The sequence below is a fragment of the Pseudoxanthomonas helianthi genome, assembly GCF_017939625.1.
GTDB classification, from domain to species: domain Bacteria; phylum Pseudomonadota; class Gammaproteobacteria; order Xanthomonadales; family Xanthomonadaceae; genus Pseudoxanthomonas_A; species Pseudoxanthomonas_A helianthi.
Genome location: NZ_JAGKTC010000001.1, coordinates 1,221,145 through 1,246,493 on the forward strand (window position 1 = coordinate 1,221,145; position 25,349 = coordinate 1,246,493).

Below are 25,349 nucleotides of genomic sequence, written 5' to 3' on the forward strand. Positions count from 1 at the left end.
TTCAGCCTCCCGTTGCCGTTGCGTCCAGCGCGCGCGCTACTTCCGGCAGCAAACCCTTGCTCACCGTCATCGATTGCAACTGCACGATGCAGCCGCTGGCGCCCTCCGCCGGCTTGGCTTGCAGCGGAATCGGATTGAGGTAATCCATCGGACCCTGCGTCGCGCAACCGGTCTGCGCCGGGCCATCGTCTATGCCCCACGCCCGCCCGCCGGACCACTCGCACACTTCCTGATCCTCGCTGCGCCAGCGCAAGCACGGTTGGCCGCCCACTTGCGCGACTCCGATGCGCTGAAAGCCAAGCACCTTGGCCTGTTCATCCTGTTCGGCCGAGCCCGGGGCTTCGTCCGCTTCGCCGCGGTCGCGGTAGTCGTCATTGCCTTCCGCGACGACCTCTTCCAATCGGGCCATGCACACGCCCTTGTCTTCGGTCGCGGCCTGCAGGTCCATCACCCCGAGTTTCCACGAGGTTTCCCGCGCGTAGGCGCCGCGCGCATCGATCCACAGCTCCACCTGCCCGGTGCCCAGCTTGCCGATTTCGTCCGGGCCCAGTTCCTTCACCGGCCAACCGGCCGCCTTGCAGTTGGCCATGCGGCTGGCGTATTCCTCGCGGGCGGAATTCCTGCCGTCCTTGACCTCTTCCCAACGCAAGGTCGCCTGGATCGACGGACGGCCATTGTCGCTGCCCGCCCCGTCAGCAGCGTCGGAAGGGCCGGTCGCCGAATGGCAACCCGCGGCGACCGACAGACAGGCCAGCGTAAGGGCCGCCGCGATACCCCTGTGAATTCCCCGCCGCTTCATGGCGCCCCTACCAGCAGCAACCGATCGGTAAGCGGCGTTTCCACCAGGCGCGCCTGCCAGTACGGACTGAACATGCTGCCCTGCTCGAACTTGCGGTCGCTGCGACCCCACACCATGCGCTGGAATGGCGCATAGTTGTACGGACGGTTGAAATAGACCTGCGCACTGGCCATCGCGCGGATGTCGCCGTCGCGTGCCTTGTCTTCCAGCTTCATACGACCCACGCCCATGCCGATCGCCGAACTGGTACGCGCGCGTTCGGCCTTGGTGGTGACTTCGACGGTGTAGATCGGCCCGGCCTTGGCGCCTTCCGGCGTTTCCGAATAGCCGCGCTTCACGTCGTCGTACTTGTGCGAGATGCCGTACCGGTATCCGCGGAAATACGCGTCCTTGTCCTGGAAGCCGCCATCGTCCACGGCGGGATCGTCTTCGATGAACTTGCCTGACAGGCTGTTCTTCTTGACGCCGTTATAGGCCTTGTAGGTGCGGTTGTCGTACGGCGATTTCCAACCGCGGTCGTTGTTCATGCCGCGGAAGAATTTCGGCCGCGGGTTCTTGTTGGTCGCCTGCGTGCCGCCCCAGCCCAACGGGAAATCGATGTCGAAAATCGGCCACACGCCGAAACTGAATTCGTGCGTGTCCACGCCCGACCAGCGGTCGTACTCGATCATGTCGGTGCCGCCGTTGCTGCTGAAGCCGAACAAGCCATGCGTCTTGCGGTCGCGGGTGAATTCGTCGCGCGAGGCCATCACCACATTGCGATAGCGTTCGCCGCCGGTGTTGGTGCGGCCGGGCCCGCCGTTGTTCTGGCCGGGATTGAAATGGTCGAGCTGTTCGTTCGCGGCGATGATGTTCTTCTCCAGCACGCCGCGCGCCGCGAGGCTCAGTTTTGCGCCCGGTGCGTTGTCCTCGACCACCTTGCCGGCCATGGCCTGCACGTTCAGCGAACTGCCCAGGTCGCCCAATGCCAGGCTGGCCGCCTTGGCGTAGGCGAAATTCATGACCTGGTCCAAGCCGGTGATCGCCCCGTTGAGGATCGGGATCTCCGCCTTGCGAAAAACCTTCAAGGCCTGGTTCACCGCCTGCATGGCGCGGTCCAGCGCGGTCAGCGCCTGGCCGACGTAGGGCACCCAGAACAGGAAGTCCTGCGCCGTGTCGATGAAGTCGCCGAAGTTGTCCGAGGTGCTGTGGATCATGGTCACCCAGGAATTCAGGCTGACCATCTGCGCGATCGCCACTTCGTTGGCGACGCGGCCGCGGTTGAGGTAGGCGGCAAGGTTGCGGGCGCGTGCCTGTTCGACCGCGATGCTGTAGGCCGCGGCGTCGGCCGCGTTCGTCAGTTCCACCTTTTTGCCGACGACCTGGCCGGTGTTGAAGGTCACCAGCAGGCCGACGCACAGCACCAGCAGGAATACCAGCGCCAGCGGCATCGCTTGCCCGGTCTGGCGCGCTGCAAACCCCGTTGGCTTCTCCATGGTCGCTCCCTGCATGTCGTCGCTGCGTCCTGGTTTCGTGGGCAGCGGGAAGAATTGCCATCAGCACTGCGCATGCGGCGCGCGCGAACGCGGCGCCCCATGCGCAGTCGCCTTTCTGTCAGACGTGGATCACTTGTTCTTGTAAGCGTCCATGCCCTTGGTCTTGTCCGCTTCCGACTGCGCGGAGTTGGCCTGGTTCTTCGCGCGATTGATGCTCTGGGTCGCGGACTGACCCGACAATTCCTTGGCGATACCCGCGGCCTGGCCACGCACCGTGCCGCCGAAGAACGTGAAGACGCCGATGGCCGCGATGGCAATCAGTGCAACGATGATGATGTATTCGGTCATGCCTTGGCCGCGCTGACTGCGACGGCCGGTCAGAGAGATGCTGCGCTTCATGAACTTCCTCCTGGTTGAAGTTGTGGGGACATCCCCGATGCGACCAACCCGCGCGGCGGCATCCGGCTTCGCCGCTACGTCGCGGTTGATGGGCACGGCGATATTTCAGGTTCCTTCGCATCACAACGCGGCAGTGCGTATTCCCCCGAGCCATGCGAGCGCGAACATAGCGGATGAACCGCTACGTCTTCTTGATGTTCATTAATTTCACAGAACAACGACATTGATGAGTCCCGCCAATCGGTCACATCACCGTTGCAACGTACTGCACGGAATTGGGATTTTTGCGGCCCCTTTTCCTTGCAATATGCGACGTCGGGTCGACCCGAACGTCGCCTTATTTCTGAAAAATGATCTTCACTTTGCTTAATTTCACGCGCAAATCACAACGTTGAACTCTGACGTTCGACACGGATTCGTGTGCGGGCGAGCATGAAAAAAGGGCCGGCTTCGCCGACCCTTCGACTTGGAACTTGTGTGCTGATTACGATTGTTTCACCAGCTCCACGCGCCGGTTCTTGGCCTTGCCTTCCTCGGTCTTGTTGTCGGCCACTGGTTGGTCTTGGCCGAATCCTTTTGCACTCAACCGCGCGGCATCAATGCCCTTGGCGACAATGGCGGCGACGACTGCGCCGGCGCGGCCTTCCGACAGCTTCTGGTTGTGTGCAGCGTCGCCGGTATTGTCGGTATGGCCGTTGACCGAAAGCTTCAACGCCGGGTCATCCCTCAATAGTTGCACCACCTGGTCGATCTGCGGCAGAGAATCCGGCAGCATCTCGGTCTTGTCGGTGGCGAAATTGACCTGCAACGCGACCTTGCCGGCACTGTCCAGTTGCTGCTTGAGCTGCGATGCCGGTATCAATTGCGCAGTCTGCGCGAACGCCTTTTCCTGCCCCACCAGGTACCAGCCCTGCGCCGAATTGGTGACCAGGTGGACCCAGATGTTGCCGTCGTTGCGACGGACGACGTAGGTCGTCGCCGGCTCGTTGTAAACGTCTCCCAAGGCGCCATTGAACCCCTGCGCGATCTCGTCGCCCCAACCTTCGACCGTTTCATTGGGGATTTTCTCTTCCGATATCTTCTGGCCACCCATCTGCGTGATGAGGGCCTCGAAGTTCTTCTTCACTTCGAATTCCGACATCTCCCTGCCTTCCGCCGGCACGAATTCCGCACCGTAGAACTTGCCTTCAACCCAGCGCGGTTCGCCCTTGATCCAGAACGGGAAACGGGCGAAGTCCTTGCTCACGTGGTTCCTGCCTTCGCTGGTGTACCCGGTGGGCAAGGCGAGATACGGGAAATCCCCCAGCGCTACGGTGCTGACCGGAATGCTGCTGATATCGAACGATTGGGTTTTTGGCCCCGTCGCGGCGTTGTCGGTCGCCGCCGGCGTCGTTGGCTCGGTAGCGGATTGCGATGCAGGTTCGTCATGCGGCTTGCAGGCGGCCAGCGCAAGGAGAGCGGCCAGCGCCAATGCGGTCCGAGCGGTGTTCTTCATCCACGGTTCCTTTGATCGATGAGGTTGTAGGCGACGGCGCATGCCGTGGCCGGTATTCGATGACCCGCAACGTCAATGTTGGGCATCCATCTGTTTTTGCATGTCCCTGGCCATCTGGCCCATCTGGTTGCCGAACTGCTTGATCTGTTCGCACGCCTGGGTCTTTTGCTGCGCGCTGGCGCTGCCGAACTTGTCGATGGTTTGCTTGAACGCGGCGTCGTGCAGGCGGTCGAACGCGCCGCCGTCGTAACCTTCGGCGACGTATTTGGCCCGCAGATCGGCGGTGCCGGCGTCCGCTTGCGCCTGGGTGCCCAGCTGGCAAGCGACCGCGGAGGCCTGCAACTTCGCGCCGCCCTCGATCATGGCGACCTTGGCTTCATCGAATGCCTTGCCCGTCACCGCCGGCGCCGCCGCGGGTTCGGTGGACGGCGTCGCGCTGGAAGCCCCTGCCTGCACGGCGCCTTGAGCCGGCTTGTTGCAGGCCGCCAGCGCAAGCGGCAGCAGGAAAACGGCGAAGCGTGGGTACTTTTTCGGCATGAACAATCATCCTTGGGAGAAGGCGACGCAGTATAGGCAGCGCCTTGCGAACGCTCGTTAGCCTCGCGTCAACGCGATCGGCCCGATCGCCTTGTTGCAATGATGGTCGGCACGCTTTCGGGAATTCCTGCGGCAACGGCGGTGTAAAGCACACTTGACAGGCGGATCGGGGGCGCCTATCGTGGTGTAAAGCTTGCTTGACAGGAGTCGGGGATGGATAACGAGCAGAAGAAGTTTCGCAGCGCCGGGGTCACGTTCCTGGCGTGCGGCGTGGCTTTCATGGGCGTCGCGCTGGCCACCCGGCAATCCGCCTTCATGGGCATCGGTCCTGCCTTCCTCGCGTTGGGCGTGGCATTCCTGACCAAATCGAAGAAGGGTGGCGCGCCGTGAACCTGCAACGCCGCTGCAACTGGCTAGGCCTCGTCGCCCTGGTCTGCGGCGCCATCGCGTTCGCCGCCTGGCTGAGGCCGGGCTGGATCAGCGAAAGCCGCGCCGGCTTCCTCAGCGGGATCGCCGTTGCCGGCGGCGCGATGTGGCTGGTCATGCGGTTGATGCCGCGCTGGTGGCGCGACATGGTCGAGGACGACTTCAGCAGTGCGGCCGGCCGTGCCTACCGCCGCGAAATGCTGCCGGGCATGGCCCTGTATGTCGTCGCCGTGTTCGCGTCGTCGTGGCTGATCAAGCACGGCATAGATTCGCTCCCTTTGCGCGCCTGCATCGCGGCGCTGCCGGGGCTCGGACTGAGCTGGGTAACGGTGGCGATGGTGCGTTACGTACGCCGCGTGGACGAATTCGTGCGCAGGATCGAACTGGAGTCGATCGGCATCGCCGCCCTGATCGTCGGCCAGCTCTACCTGGTCGGCGGGCTGCTGCAGCTGGCCCACGTGATCGCGGTCCGGGCGGAGGTGGCGATGATCTGGGTCTTCCCGCTGCTGTGCCTGTGCTACGGAGTGGTCAAGTTCTTCGTGCGCCGGCATTACCGATGAACAACCGCATGCGCGAATTGCGCGAGGCGCAAGGCTGGTCGCAGGGCGAGCTGGCCGAGCGGCTGGAAGTATCGCGACAGACGGTCAACGCACTGGAGACCGGCAAGTACGACCCGAGCCTGCCGCTGGCGTTCCGCATCGCCCGGCTGTTCGGCCTGAGCATCGAGGACATTTTCGAAGATGAGTGATTCCACCCAACCGTTCCAGGGAAGTTTCTGCCATGCCGCGTAAGTACCGCATCGCGCTGATTCTCGCCGCGGTCGCGGCGTATTTCGGCTACCAACACTGGGCGCGCAAGCCGGAGACGGCGAAACCCTCCACTGCCGTCGCCACGCGCAACGCCACGCCCGCCACCGCGACCACGTTCAAGCTGGGCAACCTGGCCTTCCATCCGTGCTCGCTGAGTCCGCGCTTCACCGGCGACACCCTGGAAGCGCGTTGCGCAACACTGGACGTCCCCGAAAACCGCGGCAATCCCGACGGGCGCAAGATCTCGCTGAAGATCGCCTGGGTCCCGGCGGACCGCGACGATGCGGCCGAGCCCGATCCGGTGTTCATGCTCGCCGGCGGCCCCGGCCAGTCCGCGCTGCAGTCGTACCCGCAGAGCGCGGCAGCTTTCGCCGAGACGCGCAAGAAGCGACACATCATCCTGGTCGACCAGCGCGGTACCGGCGCTTCCAATCCGCTGACCTGCAAGGAGGAAACGCCGGACGAAGTCGCGACGCCTTCGGATGAAGCGGTACGCGCGCACACGCAGCGCTGCCTCGATGCGCTTAAAGGCCGCGCCGATCCGCGCTTCTACACCACCGGCGACGCCATCGCCGATCTCGAAGCGGTACGCCAGGCCATCGGCGCGAAGCAGATCGACCTGGTCGGCATTTCCTACGGTACCCGCGTGGCCCAGCAATACGCCGCGACCTATCCGGCCAGCACGCGCAGCGTGGTGCTGGACAGCGTGGTGCCGAACTCGCTGGTGCTGGGCAACGAGATGGCGCGCAACTTGGACCACGCACTGGACCTGCAGTTCGCCCTGTGTGCGAAGACCCCGGAGTGCAAGCAGCGCTACGGCGAACCGCACGTCCGGCTGGATGCGCTGGTGGCCCAGCTGAAAGCCGCGCCTGTCAGCGTGCGCTATCGCGACGCGACCACCGGCGAGTCGAAGGAAGACCAGTTGACCGAGGCGCGCGTCGCCGGGCTGGTGCGCATGTACGCCTACATGCCGATGGCCGCATCGCTGTTGCCGCTGCAGTTGAACGAAGCCGCCGCCGGCCGCTACGACGGGCTGATGGCGCTGTCGAAGATGCTCGGCGAGCAAATGGAAAACGAGATGTCCACCGGCATGCAGTTGTCGGTGATCTGCAGCGAGGACGCCGGCGAACTGAAGCCGGATCCGGCCGACGACGGCACCCTGATGGGCGGCGACTTCGTCCGCGTGCTGGCCGAACAATGCAAGGTGTGGCCGAAAGGCTCGCGCACGGCGAACTTCCGTGCGCCGCTCAAGACCAGCGTACCCACCCTGTTGCTATCGGGCGAATTCGACCCGGTCACCCCGCCGCGTTATGGCGACGAAGTGGCGAAATCGTTGCCCAACGGCCGCCATCTCGTGTTGCGCGGGCAAGGCCACAACGTCATCGGCGCCGGCTGCATGCCGCGGCTGATGGCCAAGTTCATCGACAAGGCGGACGCGAAGGCGCTGGACGCCAAATGCCTGGCCGCGCTGCCGTACACGCCGCCGTTCACCGGCTTCTATGGGTGGGAACCATGATCGAGTTGCAGGACCTGCACAAATCCTTCCGGACCAAGACCGGCGAAGTGAAGGCGGTCGACGGCGTCGGCTTCACCGCGCACGACGGCCAGATCACCGGTCTGCTCGGGCCCAACGGCGCCGGCAAGACCACCACGTTGCGCATGCTGTACACGCTGATGAAGCCCGACAGCGGCCGCGTGCTGGTCGACGGCCGCGACGTGGCCGCGGATCCGGCCGCCGCGCGCAGCGCGCTGGGCGTGCTGCCCGACGCACGCGGCGTGTACAAGCGCCTGACCGCGCGGGAGAACATCGCCTACTTCGGCGAACTGCACGGGCTGGACGCCGCGACGATCGCGGACCGCACGCAACGGTTGGCGAAAGCCTTGAACATGGAGGATTTCCTCGACCGCCGCACCGAGGGCTTCAGCCAGGGCCAGCGCACCAAGACCGCGATCGCCCGCGCCCTGGTCCACGACCCGCGCAACGTGATCCTCGACGAACCGACCAACGGCCTCGACGTGATGACCACGCGCGGCCTGCGCGATTTCCTCAAGCAGTTGCGCGGGGAAGGCCGCTGCGTGGTGTTCTCCAGCCACATCATGCAGGAGGTCGCCGCGCTGTGCGACCGCATCGTGATCGTCGCCCGCGGCACCGTGGTCGCCGCCGGCACTGCCGACGAGCTGCGCGCGCAAACCGGCGAGGACAACCTGGAAGACGCCTTCGTCAAGGCCATCGGCTCCGAGGAGGGCCTGCACGCATGAAGTCGCTGCGTACTTTGTTGACCGTGATGCGCAAGGAATTGCGCGACCTGTTCCGCGACCGCCGCACCGTGGCGCTGGCGCTGGGCCTGGGCCCGATCCTGTTCCCGCTGCTGATGATCGGCATCGGTACGCTGGGCGAGAACCGCGACCGCGAGTTGAACGAGAAGCCGCTGCAGTTGCCGGTGGCAGGCCGCGAGAACGCGCCCAACCTGATCGCCTGGCTGCAAGGCCAGAACGTGGAGGTCAAGGCGCCGCCGGCGGACATCGCCCAAGCGATCGCGCGCCAGGACGAGGACATGGTGCTGCGCATCGGTCCCGACTTCGCCCGCAAGTGGCGCGCCGGCGAGCCGGCACCGCTGGAAGTCGTCCACGACAGCAGCCGGCAGGATGCGCAGGTTTCGGTCGCGCGCTTGAATAAGCTGCTGGCGACCTATGGCAGCCAGGTCGGCTCGCTGCGCCTGTTGGCGCGCGGCGTCAGCCCCGGCGCGGCGGCGTCGATCCAGGTCCGGCACACCGACCTGATCACGCCCGAAGCCAAGCGCGGACGCCTGCTGGCGACCTTGCTGCCGTACCTGTTGATCCTCAGTGCCTTCATCGGCGGCGCCCACCTGATCATGGACGCGACCGCGGGCGAGCGCGAGCGCCAATCGCTGGAGCCGTTGCTCGCCACGCCGGCGCCGCGCGGCGCCGTCGTCAGCGGCAAGATCGCCGCCGCCTGCCTGGTCGCGCTGGCTTCGCTGGCTTTGACCCTGCTGGCGTTCAAGCTCGGGGCCTTGTTGTCGCCGACCGTCGGCCGGCAGATGCAGGTCAGCTTCGCCGCTATCGCCCAGCTGCTGCTGATCCTGTTGCCGATGGTGTTCATCGGCACCACCCTGCTGACCTATCTCGCCGCCGCGGCCAAGAGCATGAAGGAAGCGCAGAGCCACATGACCTGGCTGATGCTGCTGCCGATGCTGCCCAGCTTCATCCTGATGGTGAATCCGGTGAAGGCGCAGTGGTGGCAGTTCGCGGTGCCGTTCCTCGCGCAGAACCAGATGATCCTGAAGGTGGTGCGCGGCGAGACGATCGACGCCTCGCAATGGATGGTCTATCTGGTTTGCGGCTTCGGACTGGCCGCGGTGCTGTGGTTCGCGGCGTCGCGCCGTTACCAGCAGGAACAGCTGGCGATATCGGCCTGAGCCGCCGTCTGGAAGGAACGAAAAAGGGCCGGCATTGCCGGCCCTCTTCGTCTGTCGCCGCGAGCGATCAGCGCGGGTTGAAGTTGATCGTGCGCCGGGTCGTGGTCGGGGCGGAGATCGGCGCGAACTTCCAGCGCTTCGCTGCGTTGACCGCTTCGCGATCGAACACGCGCGGCGGCGTGGAACGCACCACGCGGGCACTGGTCACGCTGCCGTCGGTGCCGACGGTGAATTCGACCAGCACTTCGCCGGACGTGCCGGCACGCAACGCATCGGGTGGATAGCGCGGGGGCGGCTGGCTGATCGCACGCAAGGTCGGCGCTGCGGATGGGGTTTCAGCAGGCTGCGACGGCGGCGGATTGTTGGCTGGGGCAGTTGTCGGCGCCGCAGCAGCCGCGGCGGGAGCCGGCGGCGGATTCGCCGGCGCCGTGCGCGTCGGTTCTTGCGGGCGTGCCTGCTCGGCAGCGCGCTGCGTGGCGAGCTGCTGGGCGGCCTGCTGTTGCGCGGCTTGTTGATCCGCTGCGGTCTTCAGCGCCGCCAAGCGCTTTTCTTCAGCCAGCTTGGCCTGCTGCTCTGCGTTCTTGCTGGCGTCGAGTTCGCGCTGCGTCGCCGCCTGCTGGCTGGCGGCGATACTCTGCTTCAGTCGCGGCAAGGCCGGCGCCTTGGCGTCCGCCTTCTCGATCAGCGCGACCAGGCGCTGGGCCTCGGGGAAGTTCTCCCGGGCGAGGCTCTGCTCCGCAGCGATCACCGTATAGGGCAACAGGTCGGTCAGGGCACTGGCTACCGCCGGATCCTGCGGCGTCTTGTCGCGCAGGGCCAGGTAGTACTCGACCGCATTGTTACCGCCAGGGGCGTAGATGCGGTTCTCGTCCAGCGCCTTGCTCGCGGCTTCGCGCAGCTGGTCCGCGCCCATCGCCTGCACTTCGGCGGAAACGGCGGGCGCCGGCGGTGCGGCGGTGCTGGCGGCGGCCGATTCCGGGGTCGGGGCCGATGCTTCCGGCGCCGGTTTGGAACAGGCGGCAAGCACGGCCAGCGACAACAGCAGCAATGAGCGCAGGCGCGAAGTCTGCTTCGGATTCATGAATGATCTTCCCCGGATTGTGCGTCAGTGATAGCCCCAAACCCCCTGTCGTGTCACCTGTCGCCAGCGCAGATCGGCTCATTTGCCGATGCAGAACGTGGCGAACACATGACCCAGCAGCTCGTCTGGCGAGATCGTCCCCGTGATCTCGCCCAAGGCATCGTGGGCTAGCCGCAATTCTTCTGCGGCCAGCTCAAGATGTTCGTGATGCATTTCACGTTTTGCATGTTCGACCCGCCCCTGCGCCCGCGTCAAGGCGTCGACGTGGCGGGCCCGCGCGGTGAATTCGCCGGCGTCGGTCCCCGCTTCGCCGAATGCCAGCTCGCGCAGCCGGCGGCGCAGGGCATCGATTCCCTGCCCGTCGCGTGCGGACACGTGGACGATCGAGTCGTCGTCGTCCGGAACGCGGCCAAGCAGGTCGCTCTTGTTGTGCACGCGCAGTTGCAACGGCACGCCCGCCGTCGCCGCTTCGACGAAGGCTTGCGCTTCTTCCGGCCGGCTGGCGTCGACCACGACGATCGCCAGGTCCGCGCGCTGCAGTTCATCGCGCGCGCGGCGCATGCCCTCGCGTTCGATCGCGTCGCCGCCTTCGCGCAAGCCGGCGGTATCGACCAGGGTCAGTTCCAGCCCGTCGATATGGATGGTTTCGCGCAAGGTGTCGCGGGTGGTGCCGGCGACATCGGTGACGATGGCGCGATCGCTGCCCGCCAAGGCGTTGAGCAACGAACTCTTGCCCGCGTTCGGCGGTCCGACGATCACCGCGTGCAGGCCGTCGCGCAGCTTGCGGCCGCGTTCGGCGTCGGCGAGCAAGGCGCCCAGCTGTTCCAGCGCCTGTTCTATGCCGTTGCGCAGTTGCGCACCACCGAGCGTGTCGATCGGTTCGTCGACGAAGTCGATCGCCGCCTCGATGTGAACGCGCAGGCGCAGCAGGACCGCGGCGATGGCCTCGACGCGTTGCGAGAAGGCGCCATCCAGCGCGCGCCGCGCCGCGCGTGCCGCGCGGGTATCGGCTGCGGCAATCAGGTCCGCAATGGCTTCGGCCTGGGCCAGGTCGAACTTGCCGTTGAGGAAGGCGCGCTCGCTGAACTCGCCCGCGCGCGCATGCCGCGCACCCAGCGCAACCGCGCGCGCGACCAGCTGCCGCAGGACAACAGGACTGCCGTGCGCCTGCAGTTCGACCACATCCTCGCCGGTGAAGCTGTGGGGCGCGGGAAACGACAAGGCGATGCCATCGTCGAGGGTTTCGCCATCCGCGTCGGAGAAATCGACATGGTGGGCAACCCGCGCCTGCAACGGCTTGCCGCAGATCGCAGCCGCGATGTCGCGCGACTTCGGTCCCGAGAGGCGCACGATGCCGACGCCGCCGGCGCCCGCGGCCGTGGCAATGGCGACGATGGTATCGGTCGTGGACGGCGCGTCGTTCATGCGAAGGAAGTCTTGCACATTCCAAACAAGAAGCCCGCCTTGCGGCGGGCTTGAGGGTCGGCTCGATCCTGCTTATTTCGCCGCCGCCGCAATCGGCTGGCCGTGGCGCTTGGCCATCCACCATTGCTGCAGCAGGCCCAGCGCGCCGTTGGTCACCCAGTACAGCACCAGGCCGGCGGGCATGAAGGCCATCATCACGCCGAACACCAGCGGCATGATCTGCATCATCCGCGCCTGCATCGGGTCCATGCCCGGGGTCGGCGTCATCTTCTGGGTGAACCACATGATCGCCACGTTGATCACCGGCAGGATGAAGTACGGGTCCTGCGCGGTCAGGTCCTGCACCCAGCCGAACCACGGCGCCTGGCGCAGCTCGACCGACTCGACCAGCACGTAGTACAGACTCAGGAAGATCGGCATCTGCACCAGGATCGGCAGGCAGCCGCCCATCGGATTGATCTTCTCCTTGCGGTACAGCTCCATCATCGCCTGCTGGAACTTCTGCTGGTCGCTGCCGTAGCGCTCCTTCAGCTGGGCGATGCGCGGCTGGAACTGGCGCATCTTGGCCATGCTCTTGTACTGCGCGGCCGACAACGGATACAGCGCCAGCTTGACGATCACGACCAGACCGACGATGGCCCAGCCCCAGTTCTTCAGTAGCGCATGCAGATGGTTGAGGATCCAGAACAGGCCTTCGCCGATCATCGCCAGCGGCGCGAAGCGGCTGTAGTCGACCGCGCGTTCCAGCTTGGGCACGTGCTGCGCCTTCATCTGCGCGATCAGTTTCGGGCCGATGTAAAGGCGGGCCTGGGTCGAAGCCTGCTGGCCGGGCGCGACGACCACGGCGGGGCCGGTCTCGCGGATCAGCGCCTGCGCGCCGTTGTTCGGTGCGGCCAGAGCGATCTCGATCTTGTCTTCCGCCGCCGGAATCCACGCACTGAAGAAGTGGTGCTGCAGCATCGCGATCCAGCCCTGCGCGGTGCTCTGGTTGACCGGACCGTCTTCCATGTAGTCCTTGAACGGACGGCGCTGGTATTCGCCGTCGTACCAGGTCGCGCCGTTGAAGCTGAAGGATTGCGGGTGGGTGATGCTGCTGCTGATCTGCGGCGGCACGCGCAGCAGTTGGCGATACACGTTGCCCTGCCACGAGGCAGTGCCGGCGTTGACCACGTCGTCGCGGACCTGCACGGCGTAATCGCCGCGCTTCAGCGTGTAGGTGCGGCGGATGCTCACGCCATTGGGTCCGCGCCAGACGAACGGCACGGCGATCTCGTTCTGGCCCGAGGCCAGCGTGAAGTCGGCATTCGGCTGCTCGGGCACGAAACCGCTCAGGTGGGTCGGCGCTGCGTTGGCCGCGCTGGTCCAGCCGCTCTGCGCTGCGTAGAACTTCGCCGCATCGGCATCGAACAGGCGCACCGGCGCGCTGCCCGGCTTCTTCTCCTGCGGATACTGCAGCAGGTCGGCCTGCACGACATTGCCGCCATCCAGCACCAGGCGCAGCACGTCGGTGCTGACCGTCACCCGCGTCGCAGTCGAAACCACCGGTGCGGCCGAAGTCGTTGCCGGAGCCACCGGCGTCGCTGCCGGCACGGTGCCGTTGGCGGCATTCACGTTGGCGCTCGGTGGCACAGCCACAGGTACGGTATCGGCGGTGTTCGCCGCGGTCACGGCGGCAGCGATCGGAGCGGACGAAGATGCTTCCGCCTTCGGCGCATTGAAGCGCCCCCACTCCATCCACAGCATCACGGCCACGAACAGCCAGGCGATCATCAGGAAAACACGGGTCTGGTTCATCGGGCAGGCGTTTCTCGACCGGCGTCGGGTTCCGGTTCGTCAGTGGAAAAGGATGTCGAGGAAGCAACGGGGGAATTCAAGGGCGGCGGCATTGTAGCCGGCCCCGATTGCGGCGCGCGCAGCGCGCCCGCGCGTTGCAAGGCATTGACGAAGGCCGCGCGCAACTGCGCCGATGTCGCCGTCGCCGCGCCGGAACGCGCCACTACGACGCAATCGCCGGGCTGCAATTGCGCGCGCAGCAAGCGGAACTGCTCGCGCAGCGCGCGCTTGATGCGGTTGCGCACCACCGCACGGGTGCTGACCTTGCGCGACACCGCCAGGCCCAGGCGCGCCGGCGATTCGCCGGCCACGCGATGCAGCACCAGCAGCGGATCGGACGTGCGCCGGGCCTGTTCGAACACCCGGGCATAGTCGGCCTTCGCCCGCACCCGCGCGGCGGCGGGGAAACGCGAGGTGGCCTTGGCGACGTTTTCCGGTTTCATGGCACGACAAAGCCCGCGCTGGACGACAGCGCGGGCTTGGGCTGGCAACGCATGGCGGAATCTTCGTCTCGCCGCGGGAAGCGGCGAACGAGGATCAGGCGGTCAGGCGCTTGCGGCCCTTGGCGCGACGACGGGCCAGGACCTTGCGGCCGTCGGCGGTCTTCATGCGGGCACGGAAACCGTGGTCGCGCTTGCGCTTGAGGTTGCTGGGTTGGAAGGTGCGCTTGGTGGCCATGGGGCCCTCGGGCGGGTTGCAAGGGGAAAGAACCGGAAATTCTATTGGATCCGTGGACTTGGCGTCAACTGCCCCCTGGCGATGCCGTTCGGCCGACCGGCCGGGGGACACCGTCGCGGCCTTGTGCGCGAACGCTTCGTGCTAGTCTGCCCGACCCTCTTTCCGAAACCGCCGCGCGCCGGCCCTGGCCGACGCCGCGCGCCGCTTTCGCGGTTGTACGCGGGTTTGCCCACGAAGGTTTGTTGTCGACGATGGAAGCTTGGCCCCGTTGCCTGGAACGCCTCGAAGCCGAATTCCCGGCCGAGGACGTGCACACCTGGCTGAAACCCCTGCAGGCGGAACAACGCAGCGACGCCGTGGTGCTGTACGCGCCCAATGCCTTCATCTTCGACGAGGTCCGCGACCGCTACCTGGCGCGGATCCGCGAGCTGCTGGTGCACTTCGCCGGCCACCAGGACGTGTCGCTGGAAATCGGCTCGCGCACGCCGGCCAAGCCGCGCATCGTCGACGCCGTCGTCGGTACCAGCGCCGCCGCGCCGGTGGCAGAAGCCTTCGCCGGCAACCTCGATACGCATTACACCTTCGACAACTTCGTCGAAGGCCGCAGCAACCAGCTCGGCCGTGCCGCCGCATGGCAGGCCGCGCAGAAACCCGGCGACCGCGCGCACAACCCGCTGCTGCTGTACGGCGGCACCGGGTTGGGCAAGACCCACCTGATGTTCGCCGCCGGCAACGAACTGCGCCGGCACAACCCGGCCGCGCGCGTGCTGTACCTGCGTTCCAGCGATTTCGCCAACGCCTTCTTCCGTTCGATCCAGGAAAAGAGCACCGACCAGTTCAAGCGCCAGTTCCAGAACATCGACGCGCTGCTGATCGACGACATCCAGTTCTTCGCCGGGAAGGACCGCACCCAGGAAGAGTTCTTCCACACCTTCAACGCGCTGTTCGACGGCCGCCAGCAGATCATCATGACCTGCGACCGCTATCCACGCGAAGTCGAAGGCCTGGAGCCGCGCCTGAAGTCGCGGCTGGGCTGGGGCTTGTCGGTGGCGATCGATCCGCCGGACTTCGAAACCCGCGCGGCGATCGTGCTGGCCAAGGCGGCCGAACGCGGCACCCATATTCCCGATGACGTCGCCTTCCTGCTGGCGAAGAAGATGCGCAGCAACGTGCGCGACCTGGAAGGCGCGCTCAACACGCTGGCCGCACGCGCCAACTTCACCGGCCGCGCGATCACCGCCGAGTTCGCCCAGGAAACCCTGCGCGACCTGCTGCGCGCGCAGCAGCAGGCGATCGGCATCGGCAACATCCAGAAGACGGTCGCCGATTATTACGGCCTGCAGGTCAAGGACCTGCTCGGCAAGCGCCGCACGCGCTCGCTGGCGCGTCCGCGCCAGGTCGCGATGGCGCTGGCCAAGGAACTGACCGAACACTCGCTGCCCGAGATCGGCGACGCCTTCGCCGGCCGCGACCACACCACCGTCCTCCATGCCTGCCGGCAGATCCGCAACCTGATGGAAACCGACGGCAAGTTGCGCGAAGACTGGGACAAGTTGATCCGCAAGCTGAGCGAGTGATCGGCAGCCGAGCGGTTCCGCCGCGCCGATTCGAAAAGAACGAAAGACCCGGCTGCCGTGCGAACAGCCCGCGGCACGGTCTTCGTCGTGGATTCCCTAGCCACCAGCAGTATCGAGACGCCCCGTAGGAGCGCCCATCTGGGCGCGACCGTTCAATGGCGCCGAGCGGAAGGCTAAGCAAGCCGAAGTTGCTTGTCGCGCACTGAAGTGCGCTCCTACGCCATGACGAAACGGGGCGGATAACGAGCCATTGCGCACCCTTGCCGCTTTCCTCGCCGGAACGGCAGACGAAACGCGCGCAGTTCCGTAAACTCCGGGGACAGGAACGGGAAGACTTGTGGACAAGTCGGGGGCTGTTTCCGACCCACAAAACCATCCACAGTTTGTCCCGCGTCCTCCGGGCTGCTATCCACCCGCTTTGGGTTGTTGATAATTCCAGCAATTTCAACAACTTAAGTGAGTTTTACCGGATTTCGCGCCCCTCCAGCTCCACCAGTTTTTGATTTTCATATCGACTTTAAAGCCAAGGGGCCATCACCCAATGCGTTTCACTCTGCAACGAGAAGCCTTCCTCAAACCCTTGGCTCAAGTGGTCAACGTGGTGGAACGCCGTCAGACGCTGCCGGTGCTCGCCAATTTCCTGGTGCAGGTCAACGGCGGCCAGTTGTCGCTGACCGGTACCGACCTTGAAGTCGAGATGGTCGCGCGCAGCGCGGTCGACAACGCGCAGGACGGCGAAGTCACCATCCCGGCGCGCAAGCTGTTCGAGATCGTTCGCGCATTGCCCGATGGCAGTGTGGTCACGGTCAGCCAGAGCGGCGACAAGGTCACCGTGCAGGCGGGGCGCAGCCGTTTCACCCTGGCGACCTTGCCGGCCAACGATTTCCCGTCGGTCGATGAAGTCGAGGCGACCGAGCGCGTCACCGTTGCCGAGGCGGCGCTGAAGGAGCTGATCGAACGCACCGCCTTCGCGATGGCCCAGCAGGACGTGCGCTATTACCTCAACGGCCTGCTGTTCGACCTGCGCGACAAGACCCTGCGTTGCGTGGCGACGGATGGCCACCGCCTGGCGTTGTGCGAGTCCCAACTGGAAGGCGGCGGCGGCGCCAAGCGACAGATCATCGTGCCGCGCAAGGGCGTAACCGAGCTGCAGCGCCTGCTGGAAGGCGGCGAGCGCGTGCTGGAACTGGAGGTCGGTCGGGCCCATATCCGGGTCAAGCGCGACGACGTGACTTTCACCAGCAAGCTGATCGATGGTCGTTTCCCCGATTACGAAGCGGTGATCCCGATTGGTGCCGACCGTGAGGTCAAGCTGGATCGCGAAACCCTGCGCGCAGCGCTGCAGCGTGCGGCGATCCTGTCCAACGAAAAGTACCGCGGCGTCCGCGTCGAGGTCTCGCCGGGTCAGCTGAAGATCAGCGCGCATAACCCGGAACAGGAAGAAGCGCAGGAAGAAATCGAAGCCGATACCAAGGTCAGCGACCTGGCCATCGGCTTCAACGTCAACTACCTGCTGGACGCTCTGACCGCACTGCGCGGCGAAGACATCGTCATCCAGCTGCGCGATGCGAATTCCTCGGCCCTGGTCCGCGAGGCGACCAGCGAGAAGTCCCGCCACGTGGTCATGCCGCTGCGACTGTGATGGTGTCGTGCAGGTAATGTCCCGGTTCCACGTGAAACACAAGCGACGCCCGGGCCTCCCCGGGCGTCGTGCTTTGGGGACGCCGGCATGCAGGTGACCCGTCTGGACGTCCGCGGGCTGCGCCGCTTCGAATCCGTCAGCCTGAGCCCGGCCCCAGGACTTAACCTGATCACCGGCGATAACGGGGCCGGCAAAACCAGCCTGCTCGAAGCCCTGCACCTGATGGCCTACGGTCGCAGTTTCCGAGGCCGGGTCCGGGACGGTCTGGTTCGAACGGGCAGCGAGGCGGTCGAGGTTTTCGTGGAATGGCGGGAGGACGGGGAGCGCCGGTCCCGCAAGGCTGGGCTCCGCCACACCGGGCAGGACTGGCAGGGGCGCTTGGATGGCGAGAATGTCGCCCAGCTGGGCGATTTGTGCGCGGCGCTGGCCGTGGTCAGTTTCGAACCGGGCAGCCATGCGCTGGTCGCGGGGGGCGGAGAGCCCCGGCGCCGTTTCGTGGACTGGGGGCTGTTCCACGTGGAACGCGACGCTGACAGTCGCGATGCAGCCGGGGAAGGATTTCTCCCCCTGTGGCGACGCTACGCCCGGGCGCTGAAACAGCGCAATGCCCTGCTGAAGTCCGGTGCGGCCCCGTCGCAATTGGATGCCTGGGACCATGAGCTGGCGGACACGGGCGAACGGCTGACCCGGCATCGGCAAGCCTACCTTGAGGAATTGCGGAATCGCCTGAGCGAGGTCGCGGCCGAGCTGGTCCCGGCCTTGGGCCGGGCCGAGCTGGAATTCCTCCCGGGCTGGCGTCGCCAGGAGTTTTCGCTGGCGGATGCCTTGCTGTTGGCCAGGGATCGCGATCATGCCTCTGGCTTCACCAGCGTCGGCCCGCATCGAGCCGATTGGCGGATCGGTTACTCGGCCCGGCCACAGGGAGAGCCCCTGTCGCGAGGGCAGGCCAAGCTGACCGCCCTGGCCTGCCTGCTGTCCCAGGCCGAAGATTTCGCTGCCCGGCGTGGCGAGTGGCCTGTCGTCGCCCTGGACGATCTGGCCTCGGAGCTGGACCGGGGCCATCAGGCACGCGTGCTGGATCGGCTACAGGCCAGCGGTGCCCAGGTCTTCATCACCGGCACCGAAGCTCCGACAGTGCTGGCCAGCCGGTCGGAAGGAATTGCAAGGTTTCACGTGGAACACGAACGGGTTTCCGAAACGCTGGAGTAGGTGATTTGGTATCACAGGCAAGCTGCAGAAGAGCCGGCAACCAGCTGAACCTTGGACCGAATCGTCAGATAGACGCCTCCGCGGCGCACTAGGCCGATGGCGGATCCGGCGCTATAATTCTCTGTTCAAACCCTATAGCTAATGTGTGGCCGCGTCCGTTGCCCGGGCGTGGCGGCGCAATGGCGTGCATTCAGGTTGCCGAAAGCCGCATGACCGACGAAACGACCCCCGCGCAGAGCGCCTCCCCGAACCACACCTACGACGCCAACAGCATTACCGCGCTGGAAGGACTGGAAGCCGTCCGCAAGCGCCCGGGTATGTACATCGGCAACGTGCACGACGGCAGCGGCCTGCACCACATGGTGTTCGAAGTCGTCGACAACGGCGTGGACGAAGCGCTCGCCGGCCATGCCGATACCGTCATCGTCACCATCCACGCCGACGGCTCCGTTTCGGTGTGGGACAACGGCCGCGGCATTCCGGTCGGCCGGCATGCGGCGATGAGCGAAAAGCTCGGTCGCGAAGTCAGCGCCGCCGAAGTGGTGATGACCGTGCTGCACGCCGGCGGCAAGTTCGACGACAACAGCTACAAGGTTTCCGGCGGCCTGCATGGCGTGGGCGTGTCGGTGGTCAACGCGCTGTCGGAAAAACTCACCCTCGACATCTGGCGCGACGGCCATCATTACCAACAGGAATTCCGCCACGGCGAGGCGGTGCATCCGCTCAAGCAGCTGGAAGAATCGAGCAAGCGCGGCACCCTGGTGCGCTTCTGGCCGTCGGTCGACGCGTTCAAGGGCAATACCGAATTCCACTACGACATCCTGGCCCACCGCCTGCGCGAACTGTCGTTCCTCAATTCGGGCGTCAAGATCACCCTGAGCGACGAGCGCGGCGAGACCAAGCAGGACGTGTTCGAGTATGCCGGCGGCATCCGCAGCTTCGTTGAACACCTGGCGCAGCTGAAGAACCCGCTGCACCCGAACGTCATCTCGGTCACCGGCGAACAGAGCGGCATCACCGTGGACGTCGCCCTGCAGTGGACCGACGCCTATCAGGAAACGATGTTCTGCTTCACCAACAACATCCCGCAGAAGGACGGCGGTACCCACCTCACCGGCTTCCGCGCCGCGTTGACCCGCGTGCTCAACAAGTACATCGAGCAGACCGGCATCGCCAAGAAGGAAAAGGTCACCCTGTCCGGCGAAGACATGCGCGAAGGCATGGTCGCGGTGCTGTCGGTGAAGGTGCCGGACCCGGGCTTCTCGTCGCAGACCAAGGAAAAGCTGGTCACCGAGGAAGTGCGTCCGGTGACCGACAGCGTGTTCGGCGCCAAGCTCGAGGAATTCCTGCAGGAAAACCCCAAGGAAGCGCAGGCCATCGTCGGCAAGATCGTCGACGCCGCGCGTGCCCGCGAAGCCGCGCGCAAGGCGCGCGACCTGACCCGCCGCAAGGGCGCGCTCGACATCGCCGGTCTGCCCGGCAAGCTGGCCGACTGCCAGGAAAAGGATCCGGCGCACTCCGAACTGTTCATCGTCGAGGGCGACTCCGCCGGCGGCTCGGCCAAGCAGGGCCGCAACCGCAAGAACCAGGCGGTGCTGCCGCTGCGCGGCAAGATCCTCAATGTCGAACGCGCGCGCTTCGACCGCATGCTCGCCAGCGCCGAAGTCGGCACGCTGATCACCGCGCTGGGCACCGGCATCGGCAAGGACGAGTACAACCCGGACAAGCTGCGCTACCACCGCATCATCATCATGACCGACGCCGATGTCGACGGTTCGCACATCCGCACGTTGCTGCTGACCTTCTTCTACCGGCAGATGCCGGAGCTGATCGAGCGCGGCCACGTCTACATCGGCCTGCCGCCGCTGTACAAGCTGAAGCAGGGTAAGCAGGAGCTGTACCTGAAGGACGACGCGGCGCTGAACGTGTACCTGGCCAACAGCGCGGTGGAAGGCGCGGCGCTGGTGCCGGCCGCCGGCGAACCGCCGATCGGCGGCGAAGCGCTGGAGAAGCTGTTGCTGGTGTTCGCCAACGCGCGCGATGCGATCGCGCGCAACGCGCACCGCTACGACCCGCTCCTGCTCGAATCGCTGATCGACTTCACTCCGCTCGATGCCGAGCACCTGCAGCAGAACATCGACGAACGCCACGAACTCGATGCGCTGGAAGCCAAGCTCAATCGCGGCGGTCTCGGCAGTCCGCGTTATTCGCTGCAGTTGCAATCCGCAACCGAGCACCGCCCCGCCGCCTTGCTGGCCACGCGCAAGCACATGGGCGAGGAATTGACCCAGGTGCTGGCGTTGTCGGCGTTCGAGTCCGGCGAACTGCGCCCGTTGCGCGAAGCGGCGACGCTGCTGCATGGCCTGGTCCGCGATGGCGCGCAGATCGTCCGCGGCAACAAGACCCAGGCGGTGGCCAGTTTCGCCGAAGCGCAGGCGTGGTTGCTGGAAGAAGCGAAGAAGGGCCGGCAAATCCAGCGCTTCAAGGGTCTGGGCGAAATGAACCCCGAGCAGCTGTGGGATACCACGGTCAACCCGGATACGCGCCGCCTGCTGCAAGTGCGCATCGAGGACGCGGTCAATGCCGACCAGATCTTCAGCACGCTGATGGGCGACGTGGTCGAACCGCGCCGCGACTTCATCGATGCCAATGCATTGAAGGTCGCCAACCTGGATGTCTGACGCGCAGCCGCAACCGGTGCCGGTCGGGATGCCCGCGCCGGCGGCACCGCCGCGCGCGGGATCGGCGGTTGGCGGCTTCTTCGTCGACCTCGCCATCGCCGTAGTGGTGATGCTGGCAGTGTCGTTCGCCGCCTTCGCCGGCTGGGGTGTGTTGCGGGCGATACAGGTGGCGATGCAAGGCGAGGTCGACCCCGGCGACGCCGACGCGTTGATGCAGGCCATCGGCCAACCCGGTGGCGTGGCGATGATCTGGGTCACGCTGCTCGGCACTGGCACGGCCGCGCTGGTGCCGTATGTGTTCCGCCGTCGTGCCAGCGCTGCGGAGCGCGCCGCGTCTCGCGCCGCAGCGCGCCGTGGATCGACCTGGGGCTGGGTCGCGGTCACCGCGACGGTGGTATTCGCCCTGTCCGCGCTGGCGACCACGCTGGCCAGGCAGTTCGGCGTGGAGCCCGAGCCGACCAACCAGGAACCGATCAGGCAGGCGTTGGCTGCCAGCCCGTGGTTCGTCGGCCTGTTCGTCGTGCTGATCGCGCCGATGTACGAGGAGCTGCTGTTCCGCCGGGTGTTGTTCGGGCGCCTGTGGGCCGCGGGCAAGCCGGTGTTGGGCATGTGGCTCAGCGGCATCGCCTTCGCGCTGATGCACGAACCGCCGGGCATGACCGGCAATCCTTGGCCTTCGGCCATGTTGTTGTGGGCGGTCTACGCCTTCATGGGCATCGCCTTCGCCTGGGTCTACCGGCGCACCGGTACGCTGTGGGCGTCGATTGCCGCACATGCGTTGAACAATGCATTGGCCCTGCTGGTGTTGGGCAGCGCGTAACCGCGCGGTTGACGAAAAGTTAAGACGGCGTACCGGACACTGCCGCCCTCTCCAGGGAGGATTCCATGAACGCCCGCACCCTCAAACCGGCCTTGCTGGGACTGGCCATCGCCGTGATCGTGGCCGCCTGTGCCACCACCACCTCTCCGACCGGACGCAGGCAGATCGTGGGTGGCGTATCCCAGGAACAGCTGGACCAGCTCGGTGCGCAGGCCTTCGCCGAAACCAAGGCCAAGGAAAAGATCAGCAACAACGGCGCGGAAACCGCGGAAGTGCGCTGTGTCGTCGATGCGCTGGTGCGCCAGTTGCCGCCGCAATGGCGCGGCGTGCGCTGGGAGACCGCGTTGTTCGAGGACAAGGAGCCCAATGCCTTCGCGCTGCCCGGCGGCAAGGTCGGGGTCAATACCGGCATCTTCAGCGTGGCCAAGAACCAGGACCAGCTGGCCGCGGTGCTGGGCCACGAAATCGGCCACGTGATCGCGCGCCACCACGAGGAACGCATCACCCGGCAGATGGGTGCGCAACAACTGCTCGGGCTGGGTGCGGCGATCGCCGGCGCCCGCTACGGCCAGGGCGGCGCGGACATGGTCAGCCAGCTGGGCGGCCTGGGCGTGCAGGGCCTGTTCCTGTTGCCGGGCTCGCGCACCCAGGAAAGCGAAGCCGACGTGGTCGGCCAGCAGCTGATGGCCCAGGCCGGCTTCAACCCCGGCCAGGCCGTGGATCTCTGGCAGAACATGATCGCCGCCGGCGGCGCGCGGCCGCCGCAGTGGCTGTCCACCCACCCGGATCCTCAATCGCGCATTTCCGAATTGCGCCGGCGCGCCGATGGCCTGATGCCCGGTTACCAAGCTGCGCGCAAGGCCGGCAACGTGCCCAAATGCGGCTAGTTTGCGCATGAACCATGCTGCGCCGCCGCAGCGATATTCCTTCCCGAAACCCGCCGCTTTCTGTTAGTTTCTCGGCCCCCCGCGTGGCCTGGCCACGCAGCGAACTCTCGAGGTAAGCCCCCATGCTGTTCCGCAATCGCAAGCAAGCCCTGTTGTCGCTGGCCATCGCCTTCGCCATGGGTGGCGTGATCGTTACCAATGCCGTGGCCCAGTCCGACAGCGGCAGCGAACGCCGGAACCGCCGTTCGCAGAAGGAACAGAAGGCGGAAGTGCGCTATCCGGAAGCGACCCGCACCGAGCCCAAGGAAAAGGGTTCATCGAAGATGAGCAAGAAGCTGGGCAAGCTGATCGACGAATTCAACGAAAGCAAGTTCGAGGAAGCCAAGCCGCTGGCTGCCGAGATCCTCGCCGACAGCAGCGCCAACAACTACGACAAGGCGCTGGCTGCGTTCCTCGCCGCGCAGGTCGCCTACAACCTCGACGACAATGCCGGCGCCGAAGGTTTCGCCAAGCAGGCGATCGAACTGAACGGCCTGGACAACAACAACCACTTCACCGCGATGCAGTTCCTGGCCCAGCTGCAGATCCAGGACGACAAGTACGCCGACGGCCTGGCGACGATCGACCGCTACCTGACCGAGACCAAGTCGACCAAGCCCGAGGACTTGGTGATCAAGGGCAATGCCCTGTACCGGCTGGAGCGTTACAAGGAAGCCGCGGCGACGCTGCGCCAGGCGGTCGATGCCAGCCCGCAGCCGAAGAACGAATGGCTGCAGCTGCTGATGGCGTCCTACGCCGATGCCGGGCAGAACGAAGACGCGATCAAGCTGGCCGAGCAGCTCGCCGCCAAGTCCCCGGACGACAAGAAGGCGCAGATGAACCTCGCCTCGGTGTACATGCAGGCCGACAAGATGGACAAGGCCGCCGCGATCCTGGAGAAGCTGCGCACCTCCGGCCAGATGACCGACGAGCGCGAATACCGTCAGCTCTACACCACCTACGCCAACATGGAAGGCAAGGAGAAGGACACCATCGCGGTCATCAACGACGGTATCCAGAAGGGCATCCTCAAGCCGGACTACCAGAGCTACGTGGCGCTGGCCCAGGCTTACTACTATTCGGACCAGATCCCGCAGGCGATCGACGCTTGGAAGAAGGGCGCGCCGCTGTCGAAGGACGGCGAGACCTACCTCAATCTGGCCAAGGTGCTGTATCAGGAAAACCGCCTGCCGGAAGCCAAGGAGGCCGCCAAGTCGGCCCTGGCCAAGGGCGTCAAGAAGCCGGACGACGCGAAAAAGATCATCAACGCTAAGTAATCGTTATAACCCCGCAATACCACTGAAAGACCTGCGGAAACCGATGGAACCACCCGGCGGGATTGGGTAAGCTGGACGTTCCGGCAGGATTTTCGAACCACGAGATCGAGCAAGGCGCATGAGCGACACGTACGTGATCCACCGCAGAGACGACGACGAGCCGACCGGCCTGAGCTGGCCGCGCATCATCGGCATCGCCTTCGTCATTGCCCTGCATGCGGCTGCCCTGCTGCTGCTGCTGATCCCCGCGGTCGCCCCGCAGGCGGAAAAGGAACAGGAACAAAAGACGATCGTCACCATCGTTGACGCCCCGCCGCCGCCTCCCCCGCCGCCGCCGCCGCCGCCGCCGGACGACAAGCCGCCGCCGCCGGTGAAGAACCTGGCGCCGCCGCGCGAAACCCCGCTGCCGCCGCCGCCGGAGGCTCCGCCGGTCGACGTCGCCGAGCCGCGCCCGACCGACGTGGTCTCTCCGCCCGCCCCGCCGGCGCCGCCCGCGCCGCAGCCGGACATCGGCGCCAGCGTCGATATCTCGTCGAAGAACATGAACCCGCCGCGTTACCCGCCGGCCGCCGCCCGCGCCGGTATCGAGGGCACGGTGATCCTGATCATCGACGTCGATGCCAATGGCAACGTCACCAACGTCTCGGTCGAGAAATCGAGCCGTAACCGCGACCTCGACCGCGCCGCGATGGAAGCCGCGCGCAAGTGGCGCTTCAACCCGGGCTCCTCCGGCGGGCAGAAGGTCGCCGGCCGCGTCCGTGTCCCCGTCGACTTCACCCTGGGCGGCTGATCCGGGCTTCCCCAAGACCGGCTTTCAAAAGAC

24 protein-coding genes are annotated in these 25,349 nt (G+C 65.8%); 14 read left to right on the top strand and 10 right to left on the bottom strand.

The window, feature by feature from the left end; all coding sequences use genetic code 11:
• Position 1: 1 nt before the first annotated feature.
• The 5 genes from J5837_RS05590 to J5837_RS05610 form a co-directional block, all read right to left on the bottom strand.
• The gene (locus tag J5837_RS05590) at positions 2-799 is read right to left on the bottom strand and encodes a hypothetical protein (protein ID WP_210535708.1); all 798 of its coding nucleotides are present in this window, start codon (positions 797-799) and stop codon (positions 2-4) included.
• Positions 796-2,274, bottom strand: a complete 1,479-nt coding sequence (locus J5837_RS05595) for a pilus assembly protein TadG-related protein (protein WP_244755642.1) — start codon at positions 2,272-2,274, stop codon at positions 796-798. Before J5837_RS05595 ends, J5837_RS05590 begins: the two co-directional genes overlap by 4 nt.
• A 129-nt stretch (positions 2,275-2,403) precedes the next feature.
• Complete coding sequence (locus J5837_RS05600) at positions 2,404-2,673, bottom strand: pilus assembly protein (RefSeq protein WP_210535709.1); 270 nt, start codon at positions 2,671-2,673, stop codon at positions 2,404-2,406.
• Between the two features lie 484 nt (positions 2,674-3,157).
• Positions 3,158-4,144: an OmpA family protein gene (locus tag J5837_RS05605; protein WP_244755644.1), complete on the bottom strand. Its 987-nt coding sequence runs from the start codon at positions 4,142-4,144 to the stop codon at positions 3,158-3,160.
• Positions 4,145-4,240: 96 nt separating this feature from the next.
• Entirely contained in the window at positions 4,241-4,705 is a 465-nt protein-coding gene (locus J5837_RS05610) for a hypothetical protein (protein WP_210535711.1), read from the bottom strand.
• Between the two features lie 213 nt (positions 4,706-4,918).
• Here J5837_RS05610 and J5837_RS05615 point away from each other — a divergent pair, with 213 nt between their 5' ends.
• From J5837_RS05615 to J5837_RS05640, 6 genes are read left to right on the top strand one after another with little or no spacing between them, the layout of a single operon-like run.
• Complete coding sequence (locus J5837_RS05615; protein ID WP_210535712.1) at positions 4,919-5,095, top strand: hypothetical protein; 177 nt, start codon at positions 4,919-4,921, stop codon at positions 5,093-5,095.
• Entirely contained in the window at positions 5,092-5,691 is a 600-nt protein-coding gene (locus tag J5837_RS05620) for a hypothetical protein (RefSeq protein WP_210535713.1), read from the top strand. Before J5837_RS05615 ends, J5837_RS05620 begins: the two co-directional genes overlap by 4 nt.
• Complete coding sequence (locus tag J5837_RS05625) at positions 5,688-5,879, top strand: helix-turn-helix transcriptional regulator (protein ID WP_210535714.1); 192 nt, start codon at positions 5,688-5,690, stop codon at positions 5,877-5,879. Before J5837_RS05620 ends, J5837_RS05625 begins: the two co-directional genes overlap by 4 nt.
• Before the next feature lie 32 nt (positions 5,880-5,911).
• On the top strand, positions 5,912-7,456 hold the full coding sequence (locus tag J5837_RS05630; protein ID WP_210535715.1) for an alpha/beta hydrolase: 1,545 nt from the start codon (positions 5,912-5,914) through the stop codon (positions 7,454-7,456).
• Positions 7,453-8,199, top strand: a complete 747-nt coding sequence (locus tag J5837_RS05635) for an ABC transporter ATP-binding protein (RefSeq protein ID WP_210535716.1) — start codon at positions 7,453-7,455, stop codon at positions 8,197-8,199. The genes J5837_RS05630 and J5837_RS05635 overlap by 4 nt, the downstream gene beginning before the upstream one ends.
• Positions 8,196-9,377 (top strand): ABC transporter permease, encoded by a 1,182-nt coding sequence (locus tag J5837_RS05640; protein ID WP_210535717.1) that lies wholly within the window; start codon positions 8,196-8,198, stop codon positions 9,375-9,377. Before J5837_RS05635 ends, J5837_RS05640 begins: the two co-directional genes overlap by 4 nt.
• Before the next feature lie 67 nt (positions 9,378-9,444).
• On the opposite strand, the gene J5837_RS05645 is transcribed toward J5837_RS05640, so the two are convergent.
• From J5837_RS05645 to rpmH, 5 genes are all read right to left on the bottom strand, one after another.
• Positions 9,445-10,458: an energy transducer TonB gene (locus J5837_RS05645; protein WP_210535718.1), complete on the bottom strand. Its 1,014-nt coding sequence runs from the start codon at positions 10,456-10,458 to the stop codon at positions 9,445-9,447.
• A 78-nt stretch (positions 10,459-10,536) separates the two neighbouring features.
• Entirely contained in the window at positions 10,537-11,883 is a 1,347-nt protein-coding gene (mnmE, locus tag J5837_RS05650; protein ID WP_210535719.1) for a tRNA uridine-5-carboxymethylaminomethyl(34) synthesis GTPase MnmE, read from the bottom strand.
• 72 nt (positions 11,884-11,955) lie between these two features.
• On the bottom strand, positions 11,956-13,677 hold the full coding sequence (yidC, locus tag J5837_RS05655; RefSeq protein ID WP_210535720.1) for a membrane protein insertase YidC: 1,722 nt from the start codon (positions 13,675-13,677) through the stop codon (positions 11,956-11,958).
• Positions 13,674-14,159 carry a ribonuclease P protein component gene (rnpA, locus tag J5837_RS05660; protein ID WP_210535721.1) on the bottom strand — a complete coding sequence of 162 codons (486 nt, stop codon included), beginning with the start codon at positions 14,157-14,159 and terminating at the stop codon, positions 13,674-13,676. Before rnpA ends, yidC begins: the two co-directional genes overlap by 4 nt.
• 94 nt (positions 14,160-14,253) lie before the next feature.
• Positions 14,254-14,394 (bottom strand): 50S ribosomal protein L34, encoded by a 141-nt coding sequence (gene rpmH, locus J5837_RS05665; protein ID WP_162373606.1) that lies wholly within the window; start codon positions 14,392-14,394, stop codon positions 14,254-14,256.
• Positions 14,395-14,645: 251 nt separating this feature from the next.
• Between rpmH and dnaA the strand changes: the two genes are divergently transcribed.
• The 8 genes from dnaA (at position 14,646) to J5837_RS05705 (ending at position 25,316) form a co-directional block, all read left to right on the top strand.
• Entirely contained in the window at positions 14,646-15,971 is a 1,326-nt protein-coding gene (dnaA, locus tag J5837_RS05670; RefSeq protein WP_210535722.1) for a chromosomal replication initiator protein DnaA, read from the top strand.
• Between the two features lie 541 nt (positions 15,972-16,512).
• Positions 16,513-17,613 (top strand): DNA polymerase III subunit beta, encoded by a 1,101-nt coding sequence (gene dnaN / locus J5837_RS05675; RefSeq protein WP_210535723.1) that lies wholly within the window; start codon positions 16,513-16,515, stop codon positions 17,611-17,613.
• An 87-nt stretch (positions 17,614-17,700) separates the two neighbouring features.
• The gene (gene recF, locus J5837_RS05680) at positions 17,701-18,822 is read left to right on the top strand and encodes a DNA replication/repair protein RecF (RefSeq protein WP_210535724.1); all 1,122 of its coding nucleotides are present in this window, start codon (positions 17,701-17,703) and stop codon (positions 18,820-18,822) included.
• A gap of 209 nt (positions 18,823-19,031) precedes the next feature.
• Positions 19,032-21,503 carry a DNA topoisomerase (ATP-hydrolyzing) subunit B gene (gene gyrB, locus J5837_RS05685; RefSeq protein ID WP_210535725.1) on the top strand — a complete coding sequence of 824 codons (2,472 nt, stop codon included), beginning with the start codon at positions 19,032-19,034 and terminating at the stop codon, positions 21,501-21,503.
• Positions 21,496-22,323, top strand: a complete 828-nt coding sequence (locus J5837_RS05690) for a CPBP family intramembrane glutamic endopeptidase (protein WP_210535726.1) — start codon at positions 21,496-21,498, stop codon at positions 22,321-22,323. Before gyrB ends, J5837_RS05690 begins: the two co-directional genes overlap by 8 nt.
• Positions 22,324-22,388: 65 nt before the next feature.
• Entirely contained in the window at positions 22,389-23,210 is an 822-nt protein-coding gene (locus J5837_RS05695) for a M48 family metallopeptidase (RefSeq protein ID WP_210535727.1), read from the top strand.
• Positions 23,211-23,332: 122 nt separating this feature from the next.
• Positions 23,333-24,526, top strand: a complete 1,194-nt coding sequence (locus tag J5837_RS05700) for a heme biosynthesis protein HemY (RefSeq protein WP_210535728.1) — start codon at positions 23,333-23,335, stop codon at positions 24,524-24,526.
• A gap of 118 nt (positions 24,527-24,644) precedes the next feature.
• Complete coding sequence (locus tag J5837_RS05705; RefSeq protein ID WP_210535729.1) at positions 24,645-25,316, top strand: energy transducer TonB; 672 nt, start codon at positions 24,645-24,647, stop codon at positions 25,314-25,316.
• Positions 25,317-25,349: the final 33 nt, after the last annotated feature.